Genomic DNA, 24,208 nt, shown 5'->3' with positions numbered 1-24,208 from the left:
AGGAGCCCCACACTCGATTCGTCTACTACTTCGTTTCGGCTGGTGGGTTCAGGGCTGCCCAAAGCCCGGTATTGATCATCGCTGAACTTGAAATGGCCAGTGCACCCTCCAAGGCAAATCATCGCAGCGAGCACAAAAGGCGCAGAGCGCCGACAATGAACGTTCATTGGAAAAAGGTCCCAGATAATGAGTTAGGCAATCGTGGTGATTCAGCAGTTAATCAGGCCGTCCGTGAGCAGCACCGATCTTCAAATGCGCCAGGCGATAAAGCAGCGTGCGTCGTGACACCCCGAGAGTGCGTGCTGCACGACTCCGGTTGCCGTTACAATCGCGCAAACACTCAAGCAGTACGTCGCGTTCGAACTGTTCGATGCGCTCACGTAGCGAAAGGCAAGTCGGATTGCTTATCGGGTTGGCGGGGATGGGAAAGTTTTCCGGTTTCAACTCACCGTCTTCGCATAACAACACTGCCCGCTCGACGAACCCCTTCAACTGTCGAACGTTGCCCGGAAAGGCGTATCCCGATAAAGCAGTCACGGCAGCCCGCGACCATTGCACCGGATCTCGTTGTGAGTGCTGACATGCCTTATCGGAAAAATGCCGGGCCAATATTTCTATATCACCCACGCGTTGACGTAACGGAGGAAGCTCAATGGGAAACTGTGCCAGACGGTAGTAAAGGTCTTCACGAAAACGCCCTTCTGCAATGAGCGTTGGCAAATCGCGATGAGTAGCGGCAATGATTCGCACATCGACCTTGCGAACCTTGTTGGCGCCCAGCGGCCGAATCTCTCCTTCCTGTAACACTCGCAGTAGCTTTGCTTGCAGCAGCATCGGCATATCGCCAATTTCGTCGAGTAGAAGCGTGCCGCCATGAGCAACATCGAACAGACCAGGTCGATCACGATCAGCGCCGGTAAACGCCCCTTTGCAATAGCCAAACAGCTCGCTTTCCAAAAGAGCTTCGGGAAACGCAGCGCAATTCTGTACAACAAATGCGTTGGAACGGCGAGGTCCGTACTCGTGGATAGCACGAGACACGACCTCCTTACCCGTTCCGGTCTCGCCAGTAAGCAATACAGTGCAGGTGCTGTCGAGAATCTTGCCCAGAAGATGGGTTGTTCGGCCCAGGGCAGCGCTACGTCCTGTAAGCCCATAGTTATTCGAATTCACAGACAACTCCGCCTGAGCTGTCCAGCGTCGCATGAACCCTGCATAAGGCTTTACCGCTGCTCATGGCGCTGAGCAAACGGTCCGCTATCAACGGGGTCAGGGAGGACTCGAGTAACTGATCGATCAGTCGGGCGCCGCTGTGGCTTTGTGTGCAATGCTCCAGCAGATGACAAACCAGACTCTGCGAGTAGCTGAAGGTGAGGCCACGGGATTCAAGTCTCTCTCCAAGGCGACTCAGCTTTAGTTCGACCAGTTCACGAAGCGCTACACCCGTGATGGGGTAGTAAGGCACAACGCGCATTCTGGCCAGCAATGCCGGTTTGAAATGTGCGCTGAGTACTGGCTCTAGCCGCATCGCCAGCTGTTTGGCATCCGGGAGCGTGCTCTCGTGGCAGTTGGCATGGATCACCTCGGCGCCGAGGTTGGAGGTCATCAGAATGAGTGTGTTGCGAAAATTGATTTCCCGGCCCTCTCCGTCGTTGGCTACGCCTTTATCGAAGATCTGATAGAACAGATTCAGTACATCCGGGTCCGCCTTCTCCACCTCATCAAGTAGAATCACCGAGTAAGGCTTCTGTCGAACAGCGTCAGTCAACATGCCTCCCTCGCCATAACCGACGTAGCCCGGCGGTGCGCCGATCAAACGGGAAACGGTGTGTTTCTCCTGAAATTCGGACATGTTGATCGTCGTGAGAAAACGCTCGCCGCCATACAGCAGGTCAGCCAGAACAATAGCTGTTTCGGTTTTGCCGACCCCGCTGGGCCCTACCAGAAGAAATACTCCGGTTGGGGCACCGGGTTTGTTCAAACCGGCAGCCGATGCCCTCACCGATTTCTCGATGGTCTGCATCGCCTGCTCCTGGCCCCTGATGCGCAAACGTAGTTCTGAAGAGAAGCGGTCAATCCGTTCACTGTGTTCCTGAGCCAATCGCGACACCGGAATTCCAGTCCAGGCACTCACCACTTCTGCGATCAGTCTGGGGCACACTTCAAAGCTCACCAGACGCTCATTCACTTGCGTATCGATCAGGGCCTGTCGGACCTCAGTCAACTCGGACTCCAGCGCCTGCGTGTATTGAGAGTCGCTACCCTCGCCTGCCTGCTGTACTTTTCGGTCGGCCAGTTGACTGCGCAGATTAATGAGCCGCTTGACGGCTGCGAGTTGATCAACCCACCTGCACTCAAGCGCATCCGCGTCGCTCTGCATTAGTGACAGGTCAGAAACCAGCGTATTCAGCAAGCTTTCATCAACCGACAACCCGGCATTGGCATCACGCTGTATTGCCTCGAAATGCCTTCGTTGCCGAGCAAGTTCACCTCGCAGATGCTCAAGACGTTCAGGCACGGCAACCAGACCGATTCGCACACGAGCACACGCTGTATCGAGCAGGTCAACTGCCTTATCCGGCAACTGACGCCCGGAAAGGTAGCGGGCCGAAAGCCGGGCAGCGGCAACCACAGCGTCATCGCGCAGATAGACGCCATGACTGCGTTCATATAACGGCGCGAGCCCACGCAGAATGGTGATGGCCTGCCCCACCGTGGGTTCCATTACGCGGACCGGTTGAAAGCGACGTGCAAGCGCCGGATCCTTTTCGAAATATTGTCTGTATTCGGCCCACGTTGTCGCTGCAATGGTACGCAGCTCCCCGCGTGCCAGCGCAGGCTTCAACAGGTTGGCCGCATCCGACCCTCCGGCCTGAACACCGGCCCCGATGAGCGTGTGGGCTTCGTCAATGAACAGAATGACAGGCCTGAGTGAAGACTGGACTTCCTCAATGACCCCCTTCAAACGACGCTCGAACTCACCCTTGATACTGGCGCCCGCCTGGAGCAACCCCATATCCAGCGACAGTAGCTCGACATTCTTCAACAGATCAGGCACTTCACCATGAACGATCCGCAGCGCCAGTCCCTCGACAACTGCGGTTTTGCCGACACCCGCCTCGCCCACCACAATCGGATTGTTCTTGCGTCGACGAGCCAGTATGTCGACCATCTGGCGCAAGCAGTCATCACGACATAGTACGGGATCCAGCAAACCCTCTCGGGCCTGCTGCGTCAGGTTATGAGTGAAACGTGCAAGTAGCGATTCACTTTGATTCAGGGCTGGCTTTGCGACGTCCGGTGATTGCTGGGCAAGGGCGTAATCGCGAAAGCGTTCAATGTTGATCCTGCCCAATAACGGCTGGTATGGACGGTCCGCATAGCGCGAAGGATTGCGCAGCAAGGCAAGAATCAACGCAGCCTGGTCAATGAGGCTTTCGCCCAAATCCAGATTGGAAATCAACAGCGCGTCTTGAAGCCACTGAACAAGCTCGGCAGAGAATACCGGGTTACGGATTGCACTTTGCTCGATCGGCTGGCGAAGGAAGCCTGCAAATTCGTCAGCTGCAACATCGGCCTCCAGCAGCGCACGCGCAAGCATTCCATCAGGCCGTTCCAGTAGGGCAACCAGCAGATCCTCAACCGAAATTTTACTACTGCCTCTGGAAACACAACGTTCGGCGGCCCCCTCAAGCTCGCTGCGTGTAGGGGCATCAAGGGCTCTGACGAGCTGCTGCAGGTCTACATCGATGATGAATAGTCCTTATTAGTCGGTCTGTTGAACGTCACAAGCCCTTGGGCATGCTCGCGCCCGAGCCAACTGGTCCAACCCAGGTGGCAAGTGTTCGATTGGCCAATGCGCAGATCCCTGATATCCGAATTAAGAAGCTCGAGACAAACGTCGTAATCCAGTGGATCGCGCAACGTGAACCGCACAAGTGCGCCCAACGGTTGGTAGCTCCGGCCGGCGGGTAGAAATTCGTGGAAGCGCTCCCAATCAAGCTGTTTTATATGAATGCGAAACTTGCCACTCCGATCTGGAACACGAACACCCAGCACCATATTCCGCCCTGGCTGGTTGTTGGCTTTGCCAAGGCAATTGAGCTGAGCACGACTGATCTCAACCGTTCGCTCAACACATTGTTCGATGAACATCCGGGCATGCTTGAAGTAGTAACGAAGCACCGACTCGATCAACGCGGCAGAATGAGCACGCAGGCTCAAGAGCCCCAGATAGGGCAACAGCCGCTTCCAGTTCAACTCGGTTGTTTCTCGAATGCGCGCGCCATGTAAACCGATCAATGCAAAGAGATGTTCGGAAAAAGGATCGGTTGCGCCACTGGCGAATACCGCGTGATAGCGGTACTTGCGCCAGACAGGCAACATCAGTTTTTGCAGGCGATGATTAAAAATATCCAGGAAATCCCGAGTGGCATTAGGCTTGTCCCGTTCCCCCAACGCCTGCTCGGCATAGAAAGCCGGCAGCGGTGAACCGGACCCGACCAGGCTCATCACGTTGAGGTACAACCGGACATACAGGTCAGTGTGCTCATGAAAAAAATCCAGACGTTCTATGTCGCTACAGGGAAATCCAAGACTGGGATTTGCCCTTAATTCAAGAAAAGCATGCAGTTGCTCATCATCGGCATCCGGGTGAACTTCACGTAAAACCCCGAGGATCAAAGGTATCGCCTGATACACGGAATATTCCCGTATATGCTGACTGAGCGTAGTCAGAGCAGCGGCTGCTGCCCCATGCGTGGCGTCCATTCGTAACCACCTCCCTGAGCGGTTTTTACATGCAGTTCATGGAAAGAATTCAAACTGGCATAAAGCGCAAAGAATTCGTTTAGGACTGACGCAAACAGAAACAGACTGGCTTCGTCTGCAAGCGCGCCAGGGGCAATGAGCAGCTCGGTTTTAATGCCTCGCACCGGCCGGCCATCATGCAAGCGATCAACGTGCTGGTGACGTATCGATTTCAGCCCACTTAACAAATGCTGACTGACCTTCTCCGCTTGCTTGTCGTAATAACGCGGCAAGTCGTAGGTCTCGATAATGACCTTTAAAGCTTCGATACTTGCCAGAGACAGATAATTCAGCGACATGTTACTAATGACGCGCCATAGAAAGTCACGTCCAATCGGCGGCGCATAGCTTTTAGTTGCTGGTGTAATATTTCTGAACCGCAGGAAGTCTGGAGTGCCTTCGCACGGCTTGCATATCCCGCCGGCCCTGATCTGCTGTGGAAGATTATGGTTGGTGCAGGTCAATCCAATCGAGATCGTTTCGTTGTCTCGGTCGCCACGCGTATCGAAACTCAGGTAAGTATCCAGCCCTCCATGCGCTACGGAGTCACGATGACGCACGCTGTAATAAGGGGCGTTGCTCTGCACATCGACGGCCGGATCATGTTCGAAGGACTCAAAGGGCACATAGTTCTGATATCCCCTGCCTCCTGGCTGCCATCCGGTGACGGTATCAACCGAGTAAACCCCGCACTTGCCATGACCGTAGTGCGCAGGAATCAGCAGATACTCATCCTGTCGTGCGTCGGCCAAAATGGGGAGTGCATCCTGTTTGAACAAGTTGACCACGGGTGTGCAATATAATTTTATATGTTCAACCTTCGGCCGAAGATGCAGCATATCCTCGCCATGCACTTCAAAGATCAGCTGAAAGCCACGAGCAACTTTCAATACATCTTCACTCACTGATGCGATGATCTGAAGACCGCCAATATCAGAAAAAAGGAATTTCTCCGGAAAGCAAAAATACTCTTGCAGGTAGCGATAACCGCGAAAAGTGTTCAGCGGATAAGGGATCAATGACTCATCTTCTGCAAAGCCCACTGGCTGTACTTGATCTACAGAAATGCTCAGTTCATATGATTTGCCATCCCCATCCAGAAGCGGCTTGCCCTGTTCATCCAACAGTAATATCTTAACGCTTTTAAGTTTGCGCATGAGGCCAAGATACAGCGCTTGGCTAATAGCGCGATCGCCTGCAAAGTGCAGGCGTAGCCTATTCAGCTCCAGTGCCCCCAGGTGCCCGTCACCTGTCATCTCCAGAGACAACGTCAAAGTCGTCGCCTCCGCGCTGGCCGAGTAGGAAACATTTGCCAACTTCAGTGGAAGAATGTCGGTTGGAAAGCAGGTACGAAATTGACAGACCTGCCCCTTCACGGGCTCACTTTCTACCGGGGTATCGCGCTCGACCCTTATGCCAGGCCCTACAGCCATCAACGGATCGAACTGCAACATGCTCACTGCCGGCATCGGTCGCATATAATTGGGCCATAACAATTGCATAAGCGAATGAGTCAACTCAGGCAGATCATCATCGAGTTTTTGACGCAAACGACCCGTCAGGAAAGCAAACCCTTCAAGCAACCGTTCAACGTCGGGATCCTGACCTGCCTGCCCCAAAAAAGAAGCCAATGCCGGATTCCGATCAGAAAACTGCCGGCCCGACTGACGCAGGGCCATCAGCTCCTCTTGATAGTAATGGTTAAATGACAATGCTCACCTGCCGGATCTTGTTTTATGAATAAATAACGGAGTTTATGTAAAGAAATAGGAAACAACCGATTCGCGAGAATCACTTGGCATAGTCAACTCACCCTTACCCTTCCGGCTTCGCTGACAGTTGCGGAAAACCGAACAGCCTTTTTAATGCCGTCAGCTTTTAAAATTGCATCAATAAAAAATTGCAGTGTCAGCCTATTTTCCGAGTGCCCTTCAGACATGACGTAAACCTCTGACAAGCGGGGCTCATAGAGCCTGACAGCTTTCTCGATCGCCACTCGGGATTGCCTCAATATATCGTGAGCGCTCATGCTCATGTCATTCAAGTCAGGCAAGCCATAATCAGGTAGCATTTTCACGCTTCCTGCACGAGCGCCAAGCATGTTCGACAAATGTGTCGCTATCGATGCCGTTAACTGTTCTTCCTCAGAAAAGCCTGGCGGCTGTAACCTCACTTCGGCAAGGCGTTCAAAAAGACTACCGAGGCCTCTCATGGCGTCACCTATTCCTTTTCCATTTTCCCGACCAGCGACAGAGTAAAATCAGCCCCCATATATTTGAAATGAGGACGGATATTCAAACTGACACGGTACCAGCCAGGATCACCTTCAACGTCGCTAACAATAATTTGCGCTGAGCGTAACGGGCGTCTTCCTCGCACTTCCGCGCTCGGGTTTTCCTGATCTGCAATGTACTGGCGAATCCATTTATTAAGTTGACTCTCCAGATCCGCTCGCTCTTTCCAGGACCCGATCTGCTCTCGCTGCAACACCTTGAGGTAGTGCGCGAGGCGGTTGACAATCATCATGTAGGGCAGTTGGGTCCCCAGTCTGTAATTAAGCTCGGCTATTTTGCCATCCGAATGGTTGCCAAAGAACTTGGGCTTTTGCACCGAACTCGCGGAAAAGAACGCGGCGTTATCGCTTCCTTTGCGCATGGTCAGCGCGATAAACCCCTCTTCTGCGAGTTCATACTCTCGGCGATCAGAGACCAGGACCTCCGTCGGAATCTTTGTCTCGATTTCACCCATGCTGTGGAATCGGTGCAAGGGAAGGTCTTCCACCGCACCACCACTCAGTGGCCCGATGATGTTGGGACACCAACGAAATTTGGCAAAACTGTCTGTCAGCTTCGTCGCAAATGCATAGGCCGTATTTCCCCATAGATAGTGCTCGTGGCTATTCGCAACGTTTTCCTTGTAGGCAAACGTTTTTACCGGGTTTTCCTCTGGCTCGTAAGGACTGCGCAGCAGGAAACGCGGCACGGTCAAGGCAAGATACCGAGCGTCTTCTTGCTGCCGGAAGCTCTGCCATTTGGCGAACTGCGGCCCTTCGAAATGATCGCTCAGATCCTTGAGGTCAGGCAGACCGGTGAACTGCTCAAGCCCGAAAAAATTGGCACCCGCAGCAGCGATGAAAGGTGCATGCGCCATACAGGCAACGCTTGAAACGTATTGCATGGTTTTGACATCAGGGGCGCTTGGCGAGAAAAAATAATTGGCGATGATTGCGCCAACGGGATTACCGCCAAACTGGCCGTACTCAGCGGTGTAGACGTGTTTATAGAGGCCCGACTGAACAACTTCAGGTGAATCTTCGAAATCCTCTAGAAGATCCTGTTTGGAAACGCTTAATAACTCGATTTTTATATTTTCACGAAAATCGGTTCGATCAATCAGTAACTGCAACCCACGCCATGAAGCTTCCAATGCCTGAAATTCTACATGATGGATGATCTCGTCCATCTGGCGACTCAGCTTGACGTCAATCTCGGTAATCATCCGGTCAACCAGCGCTTTTTTGACCGGTTCGTTGTTATTACGCGGCTTCAGCAACTCTTCAATAAATGCAGCCACCCCTCGTTTGGCAATGCCATAGGCGTCGTCACAAGGCTCTAATCGGGTATGCGCAATAATCTGATCGAGAATTCCATGGTGAAGCTCATTTACGTCGCGCTGCGGTATGGCTTTTGTGTTCATATATTAATTCCTGACAATAAATCCGACATTACCGTTGCGACGCGACATCCAGGCCAAGCTCATCCAGCACGTTCTTACGCGACGTTTCATCCGTAATGACATGCTCGATGGCCTTGCGAAAAGAAGGCATGTTCCCCAGCGGCCCCTTGAGCGCCATTAGGGCGTTGCGGAGCTCCATCAGTTTTTTAAGCTCCGGAATCTGTTCGACGAGACTGGCAGGGTTGAAGTCTTTCATCGAAGAGACCTTGATGCTGACAGTCAGCTCGTCAGCCCCGCTATCAGCCTGCAAGCGGTCAGGTATATTCAGTACCAGTTCAAGCTCCTGTTTCGCCAACACATCATCGAAATTATTCTTGTCGATACTGATTGATTTACGGTCCTCAAGCTTTCGCTCGTCCGCGCGTTGTATGAAATCGCCAAGAACCAGCAACTTCAGCGGCAGCTCTATTTCTTCCTGTGCGCCACCAACAGCAGGTTTGAACGTCACGTTAATCCGTTCTTTGGGCGCTACAGAGCCTTCTCTGGCCATCTCATTTCCCCTCAATTCATTCAACTGTGCATTAGCTATCAATAAACCGCTCAAGGTCGTGATGACACAACCTCTGGTAAATTACTTCTTTGCGCGCTACTGCCTTTTCGTTCAGAGCAATGCGCTCGTAACAGCTGTATAACAAGCGCGACACATCCAGGAAGACCGTGGGTTCCCATGCCGGCAACTGAACCGCCCCGGGTTTCTCGGAGACTCCAACCTTTGAGAGGATGGAGCGATGAAAAAACTACCGAAGTATTCCCCAGAGGTCCGTGAGCGGGCCATCAGGATGGTTTTCGAACACCTTCCTGAGTACGAGTCGCAGTGGGCCACCATCAGTGCCATTGCCCCCAAGATCGGCTGCACGCCCGAGACATTACGGCTGTGGGTTCGCCAATCTGAGCGCAACAGCGGCCAGCGTGATGGGCTGAGCACAGTCGAACGTGAGCGAGTCAAGCTCTTGGAGCGTGAGAACCGTCAGTTGCGTCAAGCTAACGAGATCTTGCGTAAGGCCTCAGCCTATTTTGCCCAGGCGGAGCTCGACCGCCCATTCAAACGATGAAGACGTTTATTGATGAAAACCGCCAGTCTTACGGGGTCGAGCCGATTTGCAAGGTGTTGCCAATCGCCCCGTCGACGTACTACCGGTACGCTGCTCAGCAGGCTGACCCCAGCCAGCAGTCAGCGCGTGCGCAGCGTGACCAGGAACTGGGTGAGCACATCCAGCGAGTCTGGGATGAGCACTTCCAGGTATATGGCGTGCGCAAGGTCTGGCGACAATTGCTGCGTGACGGACTGCAAGTCGCCCGCTGTACGGTGCAACGTCTGATGGGAGAGCTGGGCCTGCAAGGCGTGGTACGCGGCAAGCCCGTCAAGACGACGGTCAGCGACCAAGCCAGGCCGTGCCCGCAGGATCATGTCAACCGTCAGTTTGTGGCTGAGTGCCCGAACGCCCTATGGGTATCGGACTTTACCTACGTCAGTACCTGGCAGGGTTTTGTTTACGTGGCCTTCATCATTGATGTCTTTGCCCGATTCATCGTCGGTTGGAAGGTGTCCAGTTCAGCGCGTACCGATTTTGTACTCGATGCACTGGAGCAAGCCCTTTACGCCCGTCGCCCAGTCAAGCAGGGTGGACTCATTCACCACAGTGACCGTGGCGTGCAGTACGTGTCCATTCGCTATACCGAGCGTCTTGTCGAAGCCGGTATTGAGCCATCGGTCGGGAGTGTCGGTGACTCTTACGACAATGCTTTGGCTGAGACCATCAATGGTCTTTACAAGGCTGAAGTGATTCATCGACGCTCTTGGCCCACACGGGGGGCGGTGGAGCTGGAAACCCTGAAATGGGTGGACTGGTTCAATCACCGCCGCCTGCTGGAGCCAATCGGTCATATTCCACCGGTCGAAGCAGAAGCAATCTATTATCAGCAACTCACCGAGTCTGCCCAGGTGGCATGACTCAAACAAAAGGGTCTCCGAGAAACCCGGGGCGGTTCAAACCCTGCTGTTTGAAGTTCTTGATCAAGGTGCTCAAGTTGAACCTTCGCCAACTCGTATTTTTTTGCATCTATACAGAGACGTGCGATGCATAGCTTGCAGAAAAATCGCTCTCGCCCGCCCTCCACGCCTTTCAAATGATCATTCACCAATCGCACAGCGGCCTTCAGTCCTTTTTTCTGCAAAACCGGCAGTGCATCGTGATACAACGAGCTTTGTTCTAAGGCGTCATGCTGACTTTCGCTGCCACGCGCATTACTGACATGAACTTCAGGAACCAGGATATGAGCGGCGATCCACTGTAACGTCTCCTCGTCTGCAAACGGCACACCATCATGAAAGCGAAGTTCAACAAGGTCTGGAATGCGCTTTAAAAGTAAAGCAAATTGAACCTCCACCTCGCGCATTGCCGCTTCGCCACCCAAGGCTTTCAGACAGTTCCAGACCATTCGCTGACCATCAAACCAAAAAGGCGAGCCTGCAAGACTTGCTTCAAGGTCTACAATGAGGTCTGCGTAAAGACCCTGTTCGAATCGCTCTTGGTAATTACTCAGTTTGTCAGCGGGCAATCTCCTTAACTGCGTTATTTTCTCACTATTTCTTTCAGGAAGACTATCCACCGCATACCAGACCTGCGAGCGACCAAGGCGAAAAGCCCGCAGATCTGTAGTTTTTTGCTTGAGCCACCATCTGCAAAGGCTGCGTACGGAGTTCTCTTGCATACTTAAAGCCCGCTGCGCATCTCTCTCGTTGTCAATGTCGGAGTCACTTGAAAATAACTGAACCGCAGCCTGCTTGACGCGCTCCACCACCTTGACAGGCTCTTGCTCAACCTGCTCAGCACGCTGAATCATACGGGCGAGCCGTCTTCGCAACGGCAGCAGCAACGGGGCGTCACTTCCCAGATACAGATTAAATATTTCATCCAGGCCATCAAGCTGCCTGAGCAGTTGCTGGAACTCAGGAAGCTGGTGAGTAATGGAAATATCTTCTCCCAGTGCCTTTTCAAGTTTCAGCAAGAGCCATTGCATGCTCGCCGAACGTGTTCGTAACTTTCTGGGATGAAAGAGCAGCCAACGCTCTTTGCACAAATAATGAATCAACCCCAGGCCCGCAGCTAATCCGCTGACAGACTCGCATTCATATAGAGCCCAGGCCAGCCAGCTGGCGACGCGCAGGTCTTTGGACTGGTTTGAAAGAATATGTTCACAGCCCTCTCTGATCCGCAGCCAGTCTACATTTACTTCCCCGAAAACGGCCTGCGTACAGCCCAGCTCACGCTCCAAGACTTCAAACATCGTAGAAAAACGAATGTCTTCGCCTGCGTAATCGTCCGCAGCTACAGGGTGCCGAGCCAGATCCAGATATAGAATGGAGAGCTTGTCTTTACCTGCCACTGCTCATACACCCCACATAGCGTACACTTCATTGTGAAAAGCTTTTCCAGCTACTCATAAAACCAGGCAAACCTTATCTTCATAAAAACCAGCAAGCAAGGTGACACCTGAAAGATATTAAACTTTCGGAAAATTCTTACACCCGAGCAGAGCAAATATGTAGGAAGCAATTAATTTATGTACCAAAATATTTATAGCTTTAATTATCCATTGACCGGATACGCTGCTATATGCGTATCAGAACTCACAGATATATTCGGTCTAAAATTCACCGAAAGGGACTACTGAACGGCCAAAAATCTTGTCAGGAGAACGTGCGAAAAATGTGACTTTCCACACAGAAAGACCAGATATGAAAATATTAATATTTTCAGATAGCAGCTTGGAAAGCTGCGCAAAAAAAATGATAACGGTGCGCAAAAGCCTGCACAATTTACTCGAAGAAAACTCACTACAAGCGTCTTCTGCATATCCTGTAAATGGCCAAACCAGCTGACATTACTGACTTAAGAGATACCTGGCACGTAACTTGTTATAGCAATGCTTCGATCTCCAAGCCGATTCGCTTGTGAGGTACCATCGACTGTAAGGAAGAACGTTAATGCCTACACCCGCCTATATGACTGTCATAGACGCCAATCAAAAAACGCTGACAGCAGGAGCTTTCACAGCAGACTCTGTCGGTAACGTCTATCAGGAAGGCCATGAAGATGAAGCGATCATCCAGGCATTCAGCCATAACATTATTACACCCTGTGATACGCAGTCAGGTCAGCCTACTGGCCAACGCATTCATGGGCCTGCCTGTGTCACAAAAATTTTCGACAAAACCTCGCCATTGCTTCTGGAGGCCCTTTGCTCAGGCTCAACACTGAGCAAAGTCGAAATCAAGTGGTACCGGACGTCTATCGATGGCAAGCAGGAACACTATTACACCACCACCCTTGAGGATGCGGTCATCGTCAACATCAAGTCCTATATGCACAACTGCCAGGATCCGAAGAACTCACACTTTGGACACCTGGAGGACGTTCAATTCAGCTATCGCAAAATAACCTGGGATCACGTAAAGGCCACTACTACCGGATCTGATGACTGGAGAAGCCCAAAGTCGGCATAACTCCACTGCTCCGTCGGTCCGACAGGATCGGCGGGGGTTTTCATAAACCGGCTAGGCACGGTGGTCCATATGACGCTGAACCCCGCTGATCGACCTTACTTCAGCCTGAGCGTCGACGGCCTTGAGCATGACTTTCAAATCCTTTCATTTACCGGCCATGAAGCTATCAACCAGCCCTTCTGCTTTACGCTTGAGCTGGTCAGCGAGCGCACGGCGCTGGACCTTGAAGACCTGCTGAATCGTCCTGCATTTCTGCAGTTCGTGCCTGACGGTGGGGGCATTCACGGCTTGATTGATCAGGTATCTCAAGGCGACTCCGGCAGGCGTCTCACGCACTATTCGATAACCCTGCGCCCGCATCTGGCCCGGCTCGGGCATCGCACCAATCAGCGTATTTTCCAGAATCGCACAGTGTCGCAGATCATCGCGCAGATACTGGAAGAACATCACTTGCTGGCCAATGCCTACCGCTTCGAACTCGGCACGACATACGCCGAACGGGAATACTGCGTGCAGTACAACGAGTCGGATCTGCACTTCGTCCAGAGACTGTGCGAAGAGGAAGGTCTGCACTATCACTTTGAGCACAGCCCCACAGCGCATCAACTGGTGTTTGGCGATGACCAGACGGTGTTTGCGAAACTCGATTCGGTGTTTTATCGCCGGGACAATGGTCTGGTGGCCGATGAGCCGGTCATCAAGCGTTTCAAGCTGCGCCTGGAAACCCGCGCCAACCGCACCGCTCGCCGTGATTATCACTTTGAAAAACCGCGTCTTAACATGGAAGGGTCGGCGCATATCGAGGCGCAGCCTGATCTTGAGGACTATGACTACCCTGGCGGTTTCACCCACCGTGATCAGGGTCTGCAACGGGCGAATCGAGCCCTTGAACGCCACCGCCATGATTACCGGCTGGGCGAAGGTCAAAGCGATCAGCCTCGCTTGGTCAGCGGTCATTTTCTGCCATTGGATGGACACCCCAACGAGGACTGGAATGATCGGTGGTTGCTCACTGAGGTGCGTCACGAGGGTCGCCAGCCTCAGGTTCTTGAAGAGTCCGCACATAAAATCCAGAGCCCTGACAACTTTCAACAGGGCTATCGCAATACCTTTTTCGCTACCCCCTGGCAGGCCTTGTATCGCCCGCCTCTGCATCATCCCAAACCGAGAATATTCGGCAGTCAGACTGCAGTGGTTACTGGCCCGAAAGATCAGGAAATTCACTGCGACCGGCATGGCCGAGTCAAGGTGCAGTTTCATTGGGATCGTGAAGGCAGCGGCGATGACAAGAGCAGTTGCTGGCTGCGCGTGTCGTCCAGTTGGGCTGGTAATCGCTACGGTGGCATGACCATTCCGCGGGTCGGCATGGAAGTGCTGGTGACGTTTCTGGAGGGCGACCCTGACCAGCCATTGATCAGCGGTTGCCTGTACCACGCCGAACACATCCCGCCCTACGACTTGCCTGCGCATCAGACGCGCAGCGTGTTCAGAACCCTGAGCAGCCCCGGCGGCAATGGCTCCAACGAACTACGCATCGAAGACCGGGCTGGTCAGGAGCATATCTACATCCATGCACAGCGCGACTGGGACCAAAACATCGAGCACGAGCAGAAAATAAGAGTCGGTCATGAGCGACACGACCGGGTCGAGGGCAACAGCTACAGCGAGTTCAAGGCTGAGGAGCATTGCACTGTCGATGGCAACCGGCTGACCGAAGTCAAAGCGGACGATCACCTGACGGTGGGTGGAACACAGCACATCAGGGTAGTTGATGGGTTACTGGCACACGCCGGGCAGGAAATTCATCTCAAGGCCGGTAACAAGCTGATCATCGAAGCAGGGCTGGAGATCACCTTCAAAGCCGGTGGCTCTTTTATCAAAATCGACGCCGGCGGCGTGACGGTCAGCGGATCGCAAGTGAAGCTCAACTCAGGAGGCAGTCCTGGGAAAGGCTCGGAGGCGGCCCCGCTCTTGCCAGATCTGGCAGTACAGCCAGATGGGGGCGATTCAGGTGAAATGCTGGTTCCCGCACAGACACAGGCGATAAAACGCACGCCATTTTGTGAGGAATGCGCACAAGCAGCCGAGAAGGCAAACAAATGAATCAGGCCAATTATCTGCTGGTTGATGGCATGTTGCGGTCTGAGGCCGTAAAGCAGCTTTATCAGCGTGACGAGCATCTTGAGATCGTTCCGCTGTATCTGGGCACACGTTGGGCAGGCGTCATGGATCTAGGGCCGATACTTGTACACGCACCTTATCCATCCAGACTGATAGAAGAGTGGCACCAACATACTGAACAGCGGGCCGACGGCTGCATTTTTTTCAGCGATGCGCCTTTGAAAATCGTCTCGGCGCATTTGCAGCAGTTTATGAACCCGGTCGATTACCTGGGTAACTCAAGTCTGCTGCGCTTTGCAGATCCGCTGGTGATGCATTACTGGCTATCCAGCTACGGGGCTGAACAGTTGAGCCTGACGCAGGGGCCTATAGATCAATTGTGGGTCCAATCCCCTTTACGCAGTTGGCAGCATAGTCTCGGCTCAACCATCACCACATTTGTTAATCAACGTCCGCAACAAACCTCTCAGCAGGGCTTCACTCTGCTAGGCGATCCGCAGTTGAAAGCCTTTGAAAGCTGTTATCGATGGCTGTTCGAAGAACGCATTCATGACTGGGTCAAGGCTCACGATCCGCAAGCCTTCGTGAAGCAAAGTGATGATCAGATCGAAAGCTGGCTGAATCAAGCTTTGGACAGCGGGCTCTCGTGGGGACTTATCAGTGAATACGCATTAGCGACATGGGCCGACATCTGCCACGACTGGGGTCTGGATTTCATCAACTCGCCACAAGGTCACTACACCTCCTGGCAGACTTTATACCCCGAGCATCAGCACCTGGCCCCGGAACTGCGCATAGCCGCGCTTGATGAACACCGTCAAAAAGTCCGTAACGACAGGGATGCCCCGCATGACCGATAAACACGGCACACACCAGCAACGACGCGCCGCACTGTTCCCCAAGACTCCGGCGACGGCCACCAGCCTTTGTCCTTTCAGAGGACCGAACGTCGCCATCGTGCCGGTGCGCTACGCGCTGGATCGCTCCCGCTACGACGCCGCGCCGGAGCAACTGAAGCCGTTGCCGAAACAGGGCAAATGGGCGCTGATGCCGACACTGAAAACACGCAGCTACACCCTTCGCCAGCTGTACGATGGCTACGTCTATGTGTTCGACGAAACGGCCGGGACGCTGCATGAATATGTCGCCTCAGCAAACAACGGCCATCTGAGCCGCATTGTCTGGACGGACGCGCAGATCGGCAATGACCAGCGAAGTGGCGCCAGTGATGGCAAGCCCTTTCTGCTCTACCCGCGACGTAACACACTGCACATCGCCTTTTCCCCGCAGCAATGGACATGGCGAGTTTGCGAGCATATGCGCTCCAGCGCCCCAAGCCGTGCGCTGTGGATGAAAGCGCTGGATCTGGCCAGCTACTGCATCACCATGGCCGAGCCGGACACCCTGCCGTTGAACCGTATCGCCGAGGCCGTGGCGGACATCGACAAGGGCCATGTTGCCGACGACGGCCGTTTCGCTGACTCGGCGATCCCCACTGCTCGCCCGCTGTCGGAAGACGCCGAAACACATCCGTTATGGGCACCACTGGGTGCTGATGTTTTTTGGCAAGGCAGCGTCGACGATCAGGACAGTTCCCTGCTCATCGCCCTTGATGACCCGCTGGCCGTTTTCAATGATCTGGGCATGCAACTGGCCGCTGATCAGGCGGCTTTTCGCGACTGGCAAGCCGAGCACGAACACAAGATCCAGATCGCCCAGACTGTCTCCGGACTGTGTGGTGCCGAGAGCGACCCGCAAAAACTGCCAGCGTCGGTGCGCGGCAATGCGGCTCGCACGCACCAGTACCTGAGCGAGGTCGAAGCGTACTTCGAGCAATGCATCCTTGAAGAGGCACAGATCAGCAGCAGCAACGTTCCCGGAGATTTTCTACTGCTGCCGGACATGTTCAAGAGCCTGGACATGCGCAAATCGATCGAAGCACGTTACGGCAGCGCCCCTACTGAAGAGGCCGCACAGACCTGGAAAGATCGCCACAAATGGCGACGCGAAGTCGATCTGGGCAGCGCGCGTCAGTATCTTCAACAGCATCTGCCAAGCGGAGACGCACTGCTGCAACAGGTGCGTGACACTCAACGCGATTTTCAGCTCTGGGCAACACATATCGGCACAGACCCGCTCAAGCTGTTTATCGATACCACCCGTCCAACACAGCTGCTGTACCTGCAAACGATCATGCTCAACCTGCAGATCATTTACGCCCAGGACAGCGCAGCCACCACCTGGCTGGCCGAGCAGGAAGCCAACGCCAGCACGCTGTTTGGTACCTTGCGCTACGGCTTCTCACCCGCGCTCAAACAGGCGTTGCACCAAGAGGCCGACGCGCTATTGAACGGCCTCGGCGACGTCACTAACCTAGCCACGCGCATTGGCGAACTCAATGGTGCTCTCAATCACCAGGGCTTTGCCGACAAACCGTGGATGAAGGCGCTGAAGCAACCCGTTCAGGGCACCTTCAAAGCCCTCGGCGAACTGGCCAGCGGCGCAGGTAAAACGACGCTTGAGAGCATCCTGCTGGCCTGGGTACCCATCGACAGCCGCATGGCCCTGGGCAAACAGCAGAACATCGTCGCGTTGCTTCGCACCCTGTTGATTGGCCAGATTTTGCTTGGTTCGACGGCACGCATCGCAGTCGATCAACAGGTATTCACCAAGCTCAAACAGTGGACCCGCGAATGGCAGGTCCTCAACAAGCAGATCAGCGATACCCGTCGCCGGTGGCTCTATCCGAATGCCTACAACACACGCCAAAGCACCGCTCGCAACCTGCACGCCCATAAACAGAAACTGCGCGTCCACGAACTGAGCATCCCCGCTCTGCTCGACTTCCAGAACAACGAATACGCCAAATTACTGCAGGACGAGATTCGCCAGTACTTCCAGTCCGGCAAAACCCTGGCCAAGGACTGGCTGGCCCAAGCCAAACGCTGGACCGACCGACTCGGCGGCACTGCGGGCTCGATCACCTGGGGTGTGATCATGCTCAACTTCATCAATACCGCGCTCACTTACCGGGACGTTACTCGTGATGGAGACTTCAGTGCCAAGGATATTGGCAAGGTCACGTATGGACTGGGTTACAGCTTCAATCTGTTGATGGCGGTGTTTGTTGAAGCGCCGTGGAGCGTAATAAGGGATGCGACGCCGGAGCTGATTGACGGCAAGAATGTGGCAATTCTGGACAGGTCCAGTGCGTATTGGAAAACCAAGGGAAATGCGACGTGGGGTAATGCAATACGTGGGTTCAGGGTTTCGATGGTGGCGATGGGTGGGTTTGGGATAGCGGCTGCTGCTTTAGAAGTCTTGGATATCCAAAATGACCTAACGCAAGCCAAGACTTCCGAAGAGAGGATAGCGATGCAGGTAAAATTTGCATCAGTGCTCATGATGGGAGCAGGCAGTGCCTCAATTGGGAGTATCAGTTTTTTTGTGTTCGGGCTGGTTAGGGCCTGCCGTCAGGCAGGCCCTTGTTTTACCAGCTCGGTCTGGTAAATCGGTCTCCGTACAGGATCGCAAATTGATTCATTGCCACTTTCCAGTCGTGTGCCGCATGACCCCAGTTGGCGGTGATGTTGCGCAACCCAAGCCATATCAGTTTCGTCGCGGCCTCATCGGTCGGGAAGTGCCCTCGAGTCTTGATGATCTTGCGTAACTGGGCATTGATGCTCTCGATGGCATTGGTCGTGTAAACCACTTTGCGGATGCCCGCCGGGAAAACAAAAAACGGTATAACCCGATCCCAGGCGCGACGCCATGCAGCAACCACAGTCGGATACTGCTTGCCCCAGGGGCCCGCTTCAAAGGCGTTAAGCTCTTGCTCAGCCACATCTGCATTGATCGCCTGGTAGATCGGCTTGAGTGCTTTGGCCAGTGCCCGACGTTTATCCCAAGCGGCATAGTCCAAGCTGTTGCGGATCAGATGCACGATGCAGGTTTGCAGCGTCGTGGCAGGAAAAACCGCCCCCAACGCCTCCGGTATTCCTTTGAGGCCATCCGTGACGGCGATCAGAACATCTTCAACGCCACGAGTCTTGAGGTCGTTGAACACCTTCATCCAAAACTTGGCACCCTCGGTGCTCTCGATCCATATACCCAGAATGTCGCGCGTGCCATCAGGTAATACCCCCAGCGCCAGATAAATAGCCTTGTTGCACACTAACCCCTCGTCCCGGATTTTGACCCGTAACGCATCGAAGAAGATCACCGGATACATCGGTTCCAAGGGTCGTTGCTGAACCGCCCCGGGTTTCTCGGAGACCCTTTTGTTTGAGTCATGCCACCTGGGCAGACTCGGTGAGTTGCTGATAATAGATTGCTTCTGCTTCGACCGGTGGAATATGACCGATTGGCTCCAGCAGGCGGCGGTGATTGAACCAGTCCACCCATTTCAGGGTTTCCAGCTCCACCGCCCCCCGTGTGGGCCAAGAGCGTCGATGAATCACTTCAGCCTTGTAAAGACCATTGATGGTCTCAGCCAAAGCATTGTCGTAAGAGTCACCGACACTCCCGACCGATGGCTCAATACCGGCTTCGACAAGACGCTCGGTATAGCGAATGGACACGTACTGCACGCCACGGTCACTGTGGTGAATGAGTCCACCCTGCTTGACTGGGCGACGGGCGTAAAGGGCTTGCTCCAGTGCATCGAGTACAAAATCGGTACGCGCTGAACTGGACACCTTCCAACCGACGATGAATCGGGCAAAGACATCAATGATGAAGGCCACGTAAACAAAACCCTGCCAGGTACTGACGTAGGTAAAGTCCGATACCCATAGGGCGTTCGGGCACTCAGCCACAAACTGACGGTTGACATGATCCTGCGGGCACGGCCTGGCTTGGTCGCTGACCGTCGTCTTGACGGGCTTGCCGCGTACCACGCCTTGCAGGCCCAGCTCTCCCATCAGACGTTGCACCGTACAGCGGGCGACTTGCAGTCCGTCACGCAGCAATTGTCGCCAGACCTTGCGCACGCCATATACCTGGAAGTGCTCATCCCAGACTCGCTGGATGTGCTCACCCAGTTCCTGGTCACGCTGCGCACGCGCTGACTGCTGGCTGGGGTCAGCCTGCTGAGCAGCGTACCGGTAGTACGTCGACGGGGCGATTGGCAACACCTTGCAAATCGGCTCGACCCCGTAAGACTGGCGGTTTTCATCAATAAACGTCTTCATCGTTTGAATGGGCGGTCGAGCTCCGCCTGGGCAAAATAGGCTGAGGCCTTACGCAAGATCTCGTTAGCTTGACGCAACTGACGGTTCTCACGCTCCAAGAGCTTGACTCGCTCACGTTCGACTGTGCTCAGCCCATCACGCTGGCCGCTGTTGCGCTCAGATTGGCGAACCCACAGCCGTAATGTCTCGGGCGTGCAGCCGATCTTGGGGGCAATGGCACTGATGGTGGCCCACTGCGACTCGTACTCAGGAAGGTGTTCGAAAACCATCCTGATGGCCCGCTCACGGACCTCTGGGGAATACTTCGGTAGTTTTTTCATCGCTCCATCCTCTCAAAGGTTGGAGTCTCCGAGAAACCCGGGGCGGTTCATTGCTGCCAAGTGCCCACCTCTTCCATGACCGCATCGGTGACTGAGCTGATGAAGTCATGGGACACGTTAGTTCCATACTGCTCAGATAGAAAAGCGCGGATCTCACGCACCGTCATGCCCCGGGCGTACATGGCAATTATCTTGTCGTCGAAGCCTGTAAAACGTCGTTCGTGCTTGGGAATCAGGATCGGGGCGAAGCTACCATCGCGGTCTCTGGGGATATCCAGGCGAAGCGGCCCGTCGTCGGTCAGAACCGTCTTGCTGCTTTTGCCATTACGCTGATTGGTCGACCCCTCAGGGCGCTCCGCGCCCTGAGGGTAACCAAGGTGGTGACCCAGCTCGGCGCCTAGCGCACGCTCGATCAGAGCCTTCTTGAACGCCATGGACGCGTCTTGAATGGCTTCGGCGCTCATTGGGCCTTTAACAAACTGCTCGATCAGCTCTTGGGGAATCGAGGGCAACTCCCTCGCTGTTGCATTGGCGGACTTCTTTTTGGTCGGCATACATGCACCTCTAGCTACATGTTATGCCCGAACACAAAATTTCTGACAGTCTCATTCAATTCATTGCGGGGCTTTTTCCATCAATCACCATCACTGCTGTAGCGATGAGTCCGTGGTTTAGTCTGACTTTACTGCTTATAGGTGCAGTGTACCTATTCGCTACAACGGCCTTAAACTACTTCAAGCAGGATAGTATAGGTTGGTGGTTACGAAGATGCTGCTGGTCCAAATCGATTGACTCCCGATACTCAACGGACGCAGGAGGCCAGCACGAAGAAAGGCTTGCCCTCCTCACAATCCAGTTAAGCCCTCAGGTTCACGTAAAAACCACCACGCGCATTGAAAGTCGTTATCTTGGCAAAGGTGACTACTACAGCACACAAGTGCAAGACGGCGCTGGCGTGCAGATTCTTTTGCCAAGCGCGGTACGCGGACAATCAGTGCACTTCAATATCATCAGTAGCAAACGCCCATGGGGTGTGCTTCCCGTGGAAAAAATAGATTCTCCGGTGCAGCAGCCATTCTTGGAGCGAGGGCAGTTCAAGCAGGCTGGACAATTTGGAAAACTTGACAATCAAGCGGCCCGAAACGCTTACGAGGATTTTACCTTTCCGCTTATGCCCCCGGAAGGTGAAGACTTGATCTGGGAAACCTGGATTCCCCTTGGGAATCTCCGAACAAGTCCCGGTTATGCGAAAATCGCCTGACCACCTGATCCGAGCCTCCCATGAGCCAGATGAGCTTTTCCGATTTCGAATATGCCAGCAAGCGCAAGCAGACACGCCGCGAACGCTTCCTCGCCGAGATGGATCAGGTCGTCCCCTGGACAGGTCTGCTGGGCCTGATCGAACCGTTCTACCCCAAGGCCGGCGGTGGCAGAAAACCTTATCCGCTGGAAACCATGCTGCGCATTCACCTGCTGCAGAACTGGTTCTCCCTGAGTGATCCGGCCATGGAAGAAGCGCTCTACGAAATCACCCCCATGCGCCAGTTTGCACGCCTGACGTTGAGTGCGCCGATACCGGAAGACACCACGATCATGAACTTCCGGCACCTGCTGGAGAAACATCAACTGGCTCCTGCAATCCTCGCGGTCATCAACGGTTATTTGCAGGAAAAAGGCCTGTCGCTGCGCCAGGGCACCATCGTCGATGCCACCATTATTCATGCCCCAAGCTCGACCAAGAACAAAGACGGCGAGCGTGATCCCGAGATGCATCAGACAAAGAAGGGTAACCAGTATTTCTTCGGTATGAAGGCCCACATCGGCGCTGACGTTGAGTCTGGACTGGTTCATCACGTCCATGGCACTGCGGCCAATGTGGCCGATGTCACTCAAGTCGCCGAACTGCTCCACGGGGAAGAAAACGCGGTCTATGCGGACGCTGGCTACACCGGTGTCGAGAAGCGTGAAGAGCACGAAAATCGTAACGTGATCTGGCAAATCGCGGCGCGGCGCAGCACGTATTCCAAGCTGAACAAACGCAGCCTGTTGTACAAAGCCAAGCGCAAGATCGAGTACTGCAAAGCGCAGACACGCGCCAAGGTCGAGCATCCGTTTCGGGTCATCAAGCGCCAGTTTGGTTACGTGAAAGTACGCTTTCGTGGGCTGATGAAAAACACGGCCCAACTGACCACGCTGTTCGCCCTGTCGAACCTGTGGATGGCTCGAAAGCGACTAATGGGTTTGGGTGAGTTGCGCGCTTAACACGGAAAACCGAGCGAAAAACGCGCTCGACTCACACTGCATCAGACCGTTTTCAGAAAAATAGCGCTATGTGCCTGGCAAATTACGGCTTGCCACCGCTGCGCGGCAAGTTGATCGGAGCATCCCTAGGTGTCCGCCAAAAAACCATCTACAACTACACCATAAAAACCAACTGCGCCCACCTGGAGTACTACCTCCATTACCCCGACTTCGCCTCGTCCTTCTTCAAGGGCATTGCCATAGCCGTCATCCTGATATTCGTCTTCATAGCCGCCCTCACCGGCTCACTGCTCTTCCTGATCGGCCCGGCAGCCATGGCCTGTATCGCAGCCCTCAATCTACTAAACTGGGAAAACCCCATTCATCATGAACAAAGCCTGCCCTGGGATGAGTACAACTTTGTAACCGTCGACCGTAAACGCCTCATGATCATCACGCACCGCACTGACGTCACGCTAGGCTTTGAGGCCCGTTTCCAGCACGAGGTACTGTTCAACAAATACCTGAATTTTCTCCACACCGTACTCCCCTCCACCGCCGAGTTCACCGAAAAAGCCTGGAAGTGGTAGCACACCCAAGCTAACGTACACGCCGGAATTCAAGCCATACCCACCAAGGCCTCACCATGATCCAGATCCGCCCCATGACCCCGGAAGACTTCGAGCGCTTCTGGCCCACCTTTCAGGCTGTCGTCATCGCTCAGGAAACCTACGCCTACGACCCTGCCGTCACTCAGGAGCAGGCCCGCAGTCTGTGGATGGAGCTGCCGCTGCACACGCTGATTGCCGAGGAAGACGGCCAGCTGTTAGGCAGTTACTACTTGAAGGCCAATGCGGCAGGTCCGGGGAATCATGTCTGCAATTGCGGCTATATGGTGACGGATGCGGCGCGGGGTCGTGGTGTGGCGCGGTTGATGTGCGAGCACTCGCAGCAACTGGCGCGCGACAGCGGGTTTCTGGCGATGCAGTTCAATTCGGTGGTGGCCAGCAATGAAGTAGCTGTCGCGCTGTGGGCCAAGCTGGGTTTCGAGACAGTCGGGCGTTTGCCCAAGGCTTATCGTCACGCCCGATTGGGGCTGGTGGATTGTCTGGTGATGTTCAAGTGGCTGGCTGACGCGCCGATGGCCAAAGAGCCTGCGCAGCCCAAGCTGATCGGCCGCAAGAATATCGAATCTGTGGTGTCGCGTCCGCGTCGCAAATAAGCGCGACGCTCACATGAAAAACGGGGCCTGCTCACCATGAGCAGGCCCCGTTTTGTATTAC

General features: G+C 54.2%; 14 protein-coding genes, 7 pseudogenes and 2 other annotated features. Of the genes and pseudogenes, 9 read left to right on the top strand and 12 right to left on the bottom strand.

Translation table 11 applies throughout. The features are described from left to right. Positions 1-216: 216 nt before the first annotated feature. The 8 genes and pseudogenes from AC4ANE_RS13245 to AC4ANE_RS13210 all read right to left on the bottom strand — a co-directional run. A pseudogene (locus AC4ANE_RS13245) lies at positions 217-1,158 on the bottom strand (sigma-54 interaction domain-containing protein); the annotation flags it as partial. A 1-nt stretch (position 1,159) separates the two neighbouring features. Next, entirely contained in the window at positions 1,160-3,754 is a 2,595-nt protein-coding gene (tssH, locus tag AC4ANE_RS13240) for a type VI secretion system ATPase TssH (RefSeq protein WP_031596000.1), read from the bottom strand. Then, a complete protein-coding gene (gene tssG, locus AC4ANE_RS13235; protein WP_002553526.1) occupies positions 3,742-4,770 on the bottom strand; it encodes a type VI secretion system baseplate subunit TssG in 1,029 nt (342 codons plus the stop codon). Before tssG ends, tssH begins: the two co-directional genes overlap by 13 nt. Continuing rightward, on the bottom strand, positions 4,734-6,521 hold the full coding sequence (gene tssF / locus AC4ANE_RS13230) for a type VI secretion system baseplate subunit TssF (RefSeq protein WP_002553525.1): 1,788 nt from the start codon (positions 6,519-6,521) through the stop codon (positions 4,734-4,736). Before tssF ends, tssG begins: the two co-directional genes overlap by 37 nt. Positions 6,522-6,613: 92 nt before the next feature. Further along, complete coding sequence (tssE, locus tag AC4ANE_RS13225; RefSeq protein WP_002553524.1) at positions 6,614-7,021, bottom strand: type VI secretion system baseplate subunit TssE; 408 nt, start codon at positions 7,019-7,021, stop codon at positions 6,614-6,616. An 8-nt stretch (positions 7,022-7,029) separates the two neighbouring features. Then, positions 7,030-8,505, bottom strand: a complete 1,476-nt coding sequence (tssC, locus tag AC4ANE_RS13220) for a type VI secretion system contractile sheath large subunit (RefSeq protein WP_002553523.1) — start codon at positions 8,503-8,505, stop codon at positions 7,030-7,032. A gap of 28 nt (positions 8,506-8,533) precedes the next feature. Next, positions 8,534-9,034: a type VI secretion system contractile sheath small subunit gene (tssB, locus tag AC4ANE_RS13215; RefSeq protein WP_002553522.1), complete on the bottom strand. Its 501-nt coding sequence runs from the start codon at positions 9,032-9,034 to the stop codon at positions 8,534-8,536. Between the two features lie 31 nt (positions 9,035-9,065). Further along, positions 9,066-9,230 (bottom strand): annotated as a pseudogene (locus tag AC4ANE_RS13210) (type VI secretion system protein TssA); the annotation flags it as partial. A gap of 42 nt (positions 9,231-9,272) precedes the next feature. On the opposite strand from AC4ANE_RS13210, the gene AC4ANE_RS13205 reads away from it, so the two are divergent. Beyond that, positions 9,273-10,495, top strand: a protein-coding gene (locus AC4ANE_RS13205; RefSeq protein ID WP_095178853.1) for an IS3-like element IS51 family transposase whose coding sequence is annotated in 2 segments (ribosomal slippage) — positions 9,273-9,558 and positions 9,558-10,495 — 1,224 coding nt in all. Because the reading frame shifts where the segments join, the coding sequence is not laid out codon by codon here. Next, positions 9,551-9,667: a sequence feature (AL1L pseudoknot), on the top strand. Its footprint overlaps the gene before it by 117 nt. Positions 10,496-10,539: 44 nt before the next feature. On the opposite strand, the pseudogene tssA reads toward AC4ANE_RS13205, so the two are convergent. After that, positions 10,540-11,931 (bottom strand): annotated as a pseudogene (gene tssA / locus AC4ANE_RS13200) (type VI secretion system protein TssA); the annotation flags it as partial. A gap of 601 nt (positions 11,932-12,532) precedes the next feature. Between tssA and AC4ANE_RS13195 the strand changes: the two are divergent. The 4 genes and pseudogenes from AC4ANE_RS13195 to AC4ANE_RS13180 form a co-directional block, all read left to right on the top strand. Further along, positions 12,533-13,051 carry an Hcp family type VI secretion system effector gene (locus AC4ANE_RS13195; RefSeq protein WP_005759943.1) on the top strand — a complete coding sequence of 173 codons (519 nt, stop codon included), beginning with the start codon at positions 12,533-12,535 and terminating at the stop codon, positions 13,049-13,051. 69 nt (positions 13,052-13,120) lie between these two features. After that, the gene (locus tag AC4ANE_RS13190) at positions 13,121-15,154 is read left to right on the top strand and encodes a type VI secretion system Vgr family protein (RefSeq protein ID WP_031596001.1); all 2,034 of its coding nucleotides are present in this window, start codon (positions 13,121-13,123) and stop codon (positions 15,152-15,154) included. Beyond that, complete coding sequence (locus AC4ANE_RS13185; protein WP_031596007.1) at positions 15,151-16,032, top strand: DUF4123 domain-containing protein; 882 nt, start codon at positions 15,151-15,153, stop codon at positions 16,030-16,032. Before AC4ANE_RS13190 ends, AC4ANE_RS13185 begins: the two co-directional genes overlap by 4 nt. Further along, a pseudogene (locus tag AC4ANE_RS13180) lies at positions 16,022-18,598 on the top strand (toxin VasX); the annotation flags it as partial. The gene AC4ANE_RS13185 and the pseudogene AC4ANE_RS13180, both read left to right, overlap by 11 nt. 64 nt (positions 18,599-18,662) lie before the next feature. Here the strand turns inward: AC4ANE_RS13180 and AC4ANE_RS13175 are convergent. The 3 genes and pseudogenes from AC4ANE_RS13175 to AC4ANE_RS13165 form a co-directional block, all read right to left on the bottom strand. Further along, a pseudogene (locus AC4ANE_RS13175) lies at positions 18,663-19,430 on the bottom strand (IS256-like element ISPsy17 family transposase); the annotation flags it as partial. Between the two features lie 31 nt (positions 19,431-19,461). Next, a protein-coding gene (locus AC4ANE_RS13170; protein WP_095178853.1) for an IS3-like element IS51 family transposase occupies positions 19,462-20,684 on the bottom strand; the annotation gives its coding sequence in 2 pieces (ribosomal slippage) (positions 19,462-20,399 and positions 20,399-20,684; 1,224 coding nt in all). After that, positions 20,290-20,406: a sequence feature (AL1L pseudoknot), on the bottom strand. It overlaps the preceding gene by 117 nt. A gap of 53 nt (positions 20,685-20,737) precedes the next feature. Next, a pseudogene (locus AC4ANE_RS13165) lies at positions 20,738-21,238 on the bottom strand (transposase); the annotation flags it as partial. Positions 21,239-21,261: 23 nt separating this feature from the next. On the opposite strand from AC4ANE_RS13165, the gene AC4ANE_RS13160 reads away from it, so the two are divergent. The 4 genes and pseudogenes from AC4ANE_RS13160 to AC4ANE_RS13145 all read left to right on the top strand — a co-directional run bounded on the left by AC4ANE_RS13160 (position 21,262) and on the right by AC4ANE_RS13145 (position 24,147). Further along, on the top strand, positions 21,262-21,945 hold the full coding sequence (locus tag AC4ANE_RS13160; protein WP_460408970.1) for a hypothetical protein: 684 nt from the start codon (positions 21,262-21,264) through the stop codon (positions 21,943-21,945). Between the two features lie 20 nt (positions 21,946-21,965). Beyond that, on the top strand, positions 21,966-22,946 hold the full coding sequence (locus AC4ANE_RS13155) for an IS5 family transposase (RefSeq protein WP_044424202.1): 981 nt from the start codon (positions 21,966-21,968) through the stop codon (positions 22,944-22,946). Between the two features lie 131 nt (positions 22,947-23,077). After that, positions 23,078-23,515: pseudogene (locus AC4ANE_RS13150) on the top strand (permease); the annotation flags it as partial. A gap of 56 nt (positions 23,516-23,571) precedes the next feature. Beyond that, positions 23,572-24,147 carry a GNAT family N-acetyltransferase gene (locus AC4ANE_RS13145; protein ID WP_005734614.1) on the top strand — a complete coding sequence of 192 codons (576 nt, stop codon included), beginning with the start codon at positions 23,572-23,574 and terminating at the stop codon, positions 24,145-24,147. The last annotated feature ends 61 nt before the right edge of the window (positions 24,148-24,208 follow it).

Source organism: Pseudomonas sp. Pme6b (genome assembly GCF_058129925.1).
Note: the sequence above shows the minus strand (reverse complement) of the source record. Positions and strands in the feature narration are given on the sequence as shown.

Coding starts and splice junctions, on each gene's coding strand:
- AC4ANE_RS13160 (WP_460408970.1), top strand. CDS start 21,262: ATGCCCGAACACAAAATTTCTGACAGTCTCATTCAATTCATTGCGGGG.
- tssE (WP_002553524.1), bottom strand. CDS start 7,021: ATGAGAGGCCTCGGTAGTCTTTTTGAACGCCTTGCCGAAGTGAGGTTA.
- tssB (WP_002553522.1), bottom strand. CDS start 9,034: ATGGCCAGAGAAGGCTCTGTAGCGCCCAAAGAACGGATTAACGTGACG.
- AC4ANE_RS13190 (WP_031596001.1), top strand. CDS start 13,121: ATGACGCTGAACCCCGCTGATCGACCTTACTTCAGCCTGAGCGTCGAC.
- AC4ANE_RS13145 (WP_005734614.1), top strand. CDS start 23,572: ATGATCCAGATCCGCCCCATGACCCCGGAAGACTTCGAGCGCTTCTGG.
- AC4ANE_RS13195 (WP_005759943.1), top strand. CDS start 12,533: ATGCCTACACCCGCCTATATGACTGTCATAGACGCCAATCAAAAAACG.
- AC4ANE_RS13185 (WP_031596007.1), top strand. CDS start 15,151: ATGAATCAGGCCAATTATCTGCTGGTTGATGGCATGTTGCGGTCTGAG.
- tssC (WP_002553523.1), bottom strand. CDS start 8,505: ATGAACACAAAAGCCATACCGCAGCGCGACGTAAATGAGCTTCACCAT.
- AC4ANE_RS13155 (WP_044424202.1), top strand. CDS start 21,966: ATGAGCCAGATGAGCTTTTCCGATTTCGAATATGCCAGCAAGCGCAAG.
- tssG (WP_002553526.1), bottom strand. CDS start 4,770: ATGGACGCCACGCATGGGGCAGCAGCCGCTGCTCTGACTACGCTCAGT.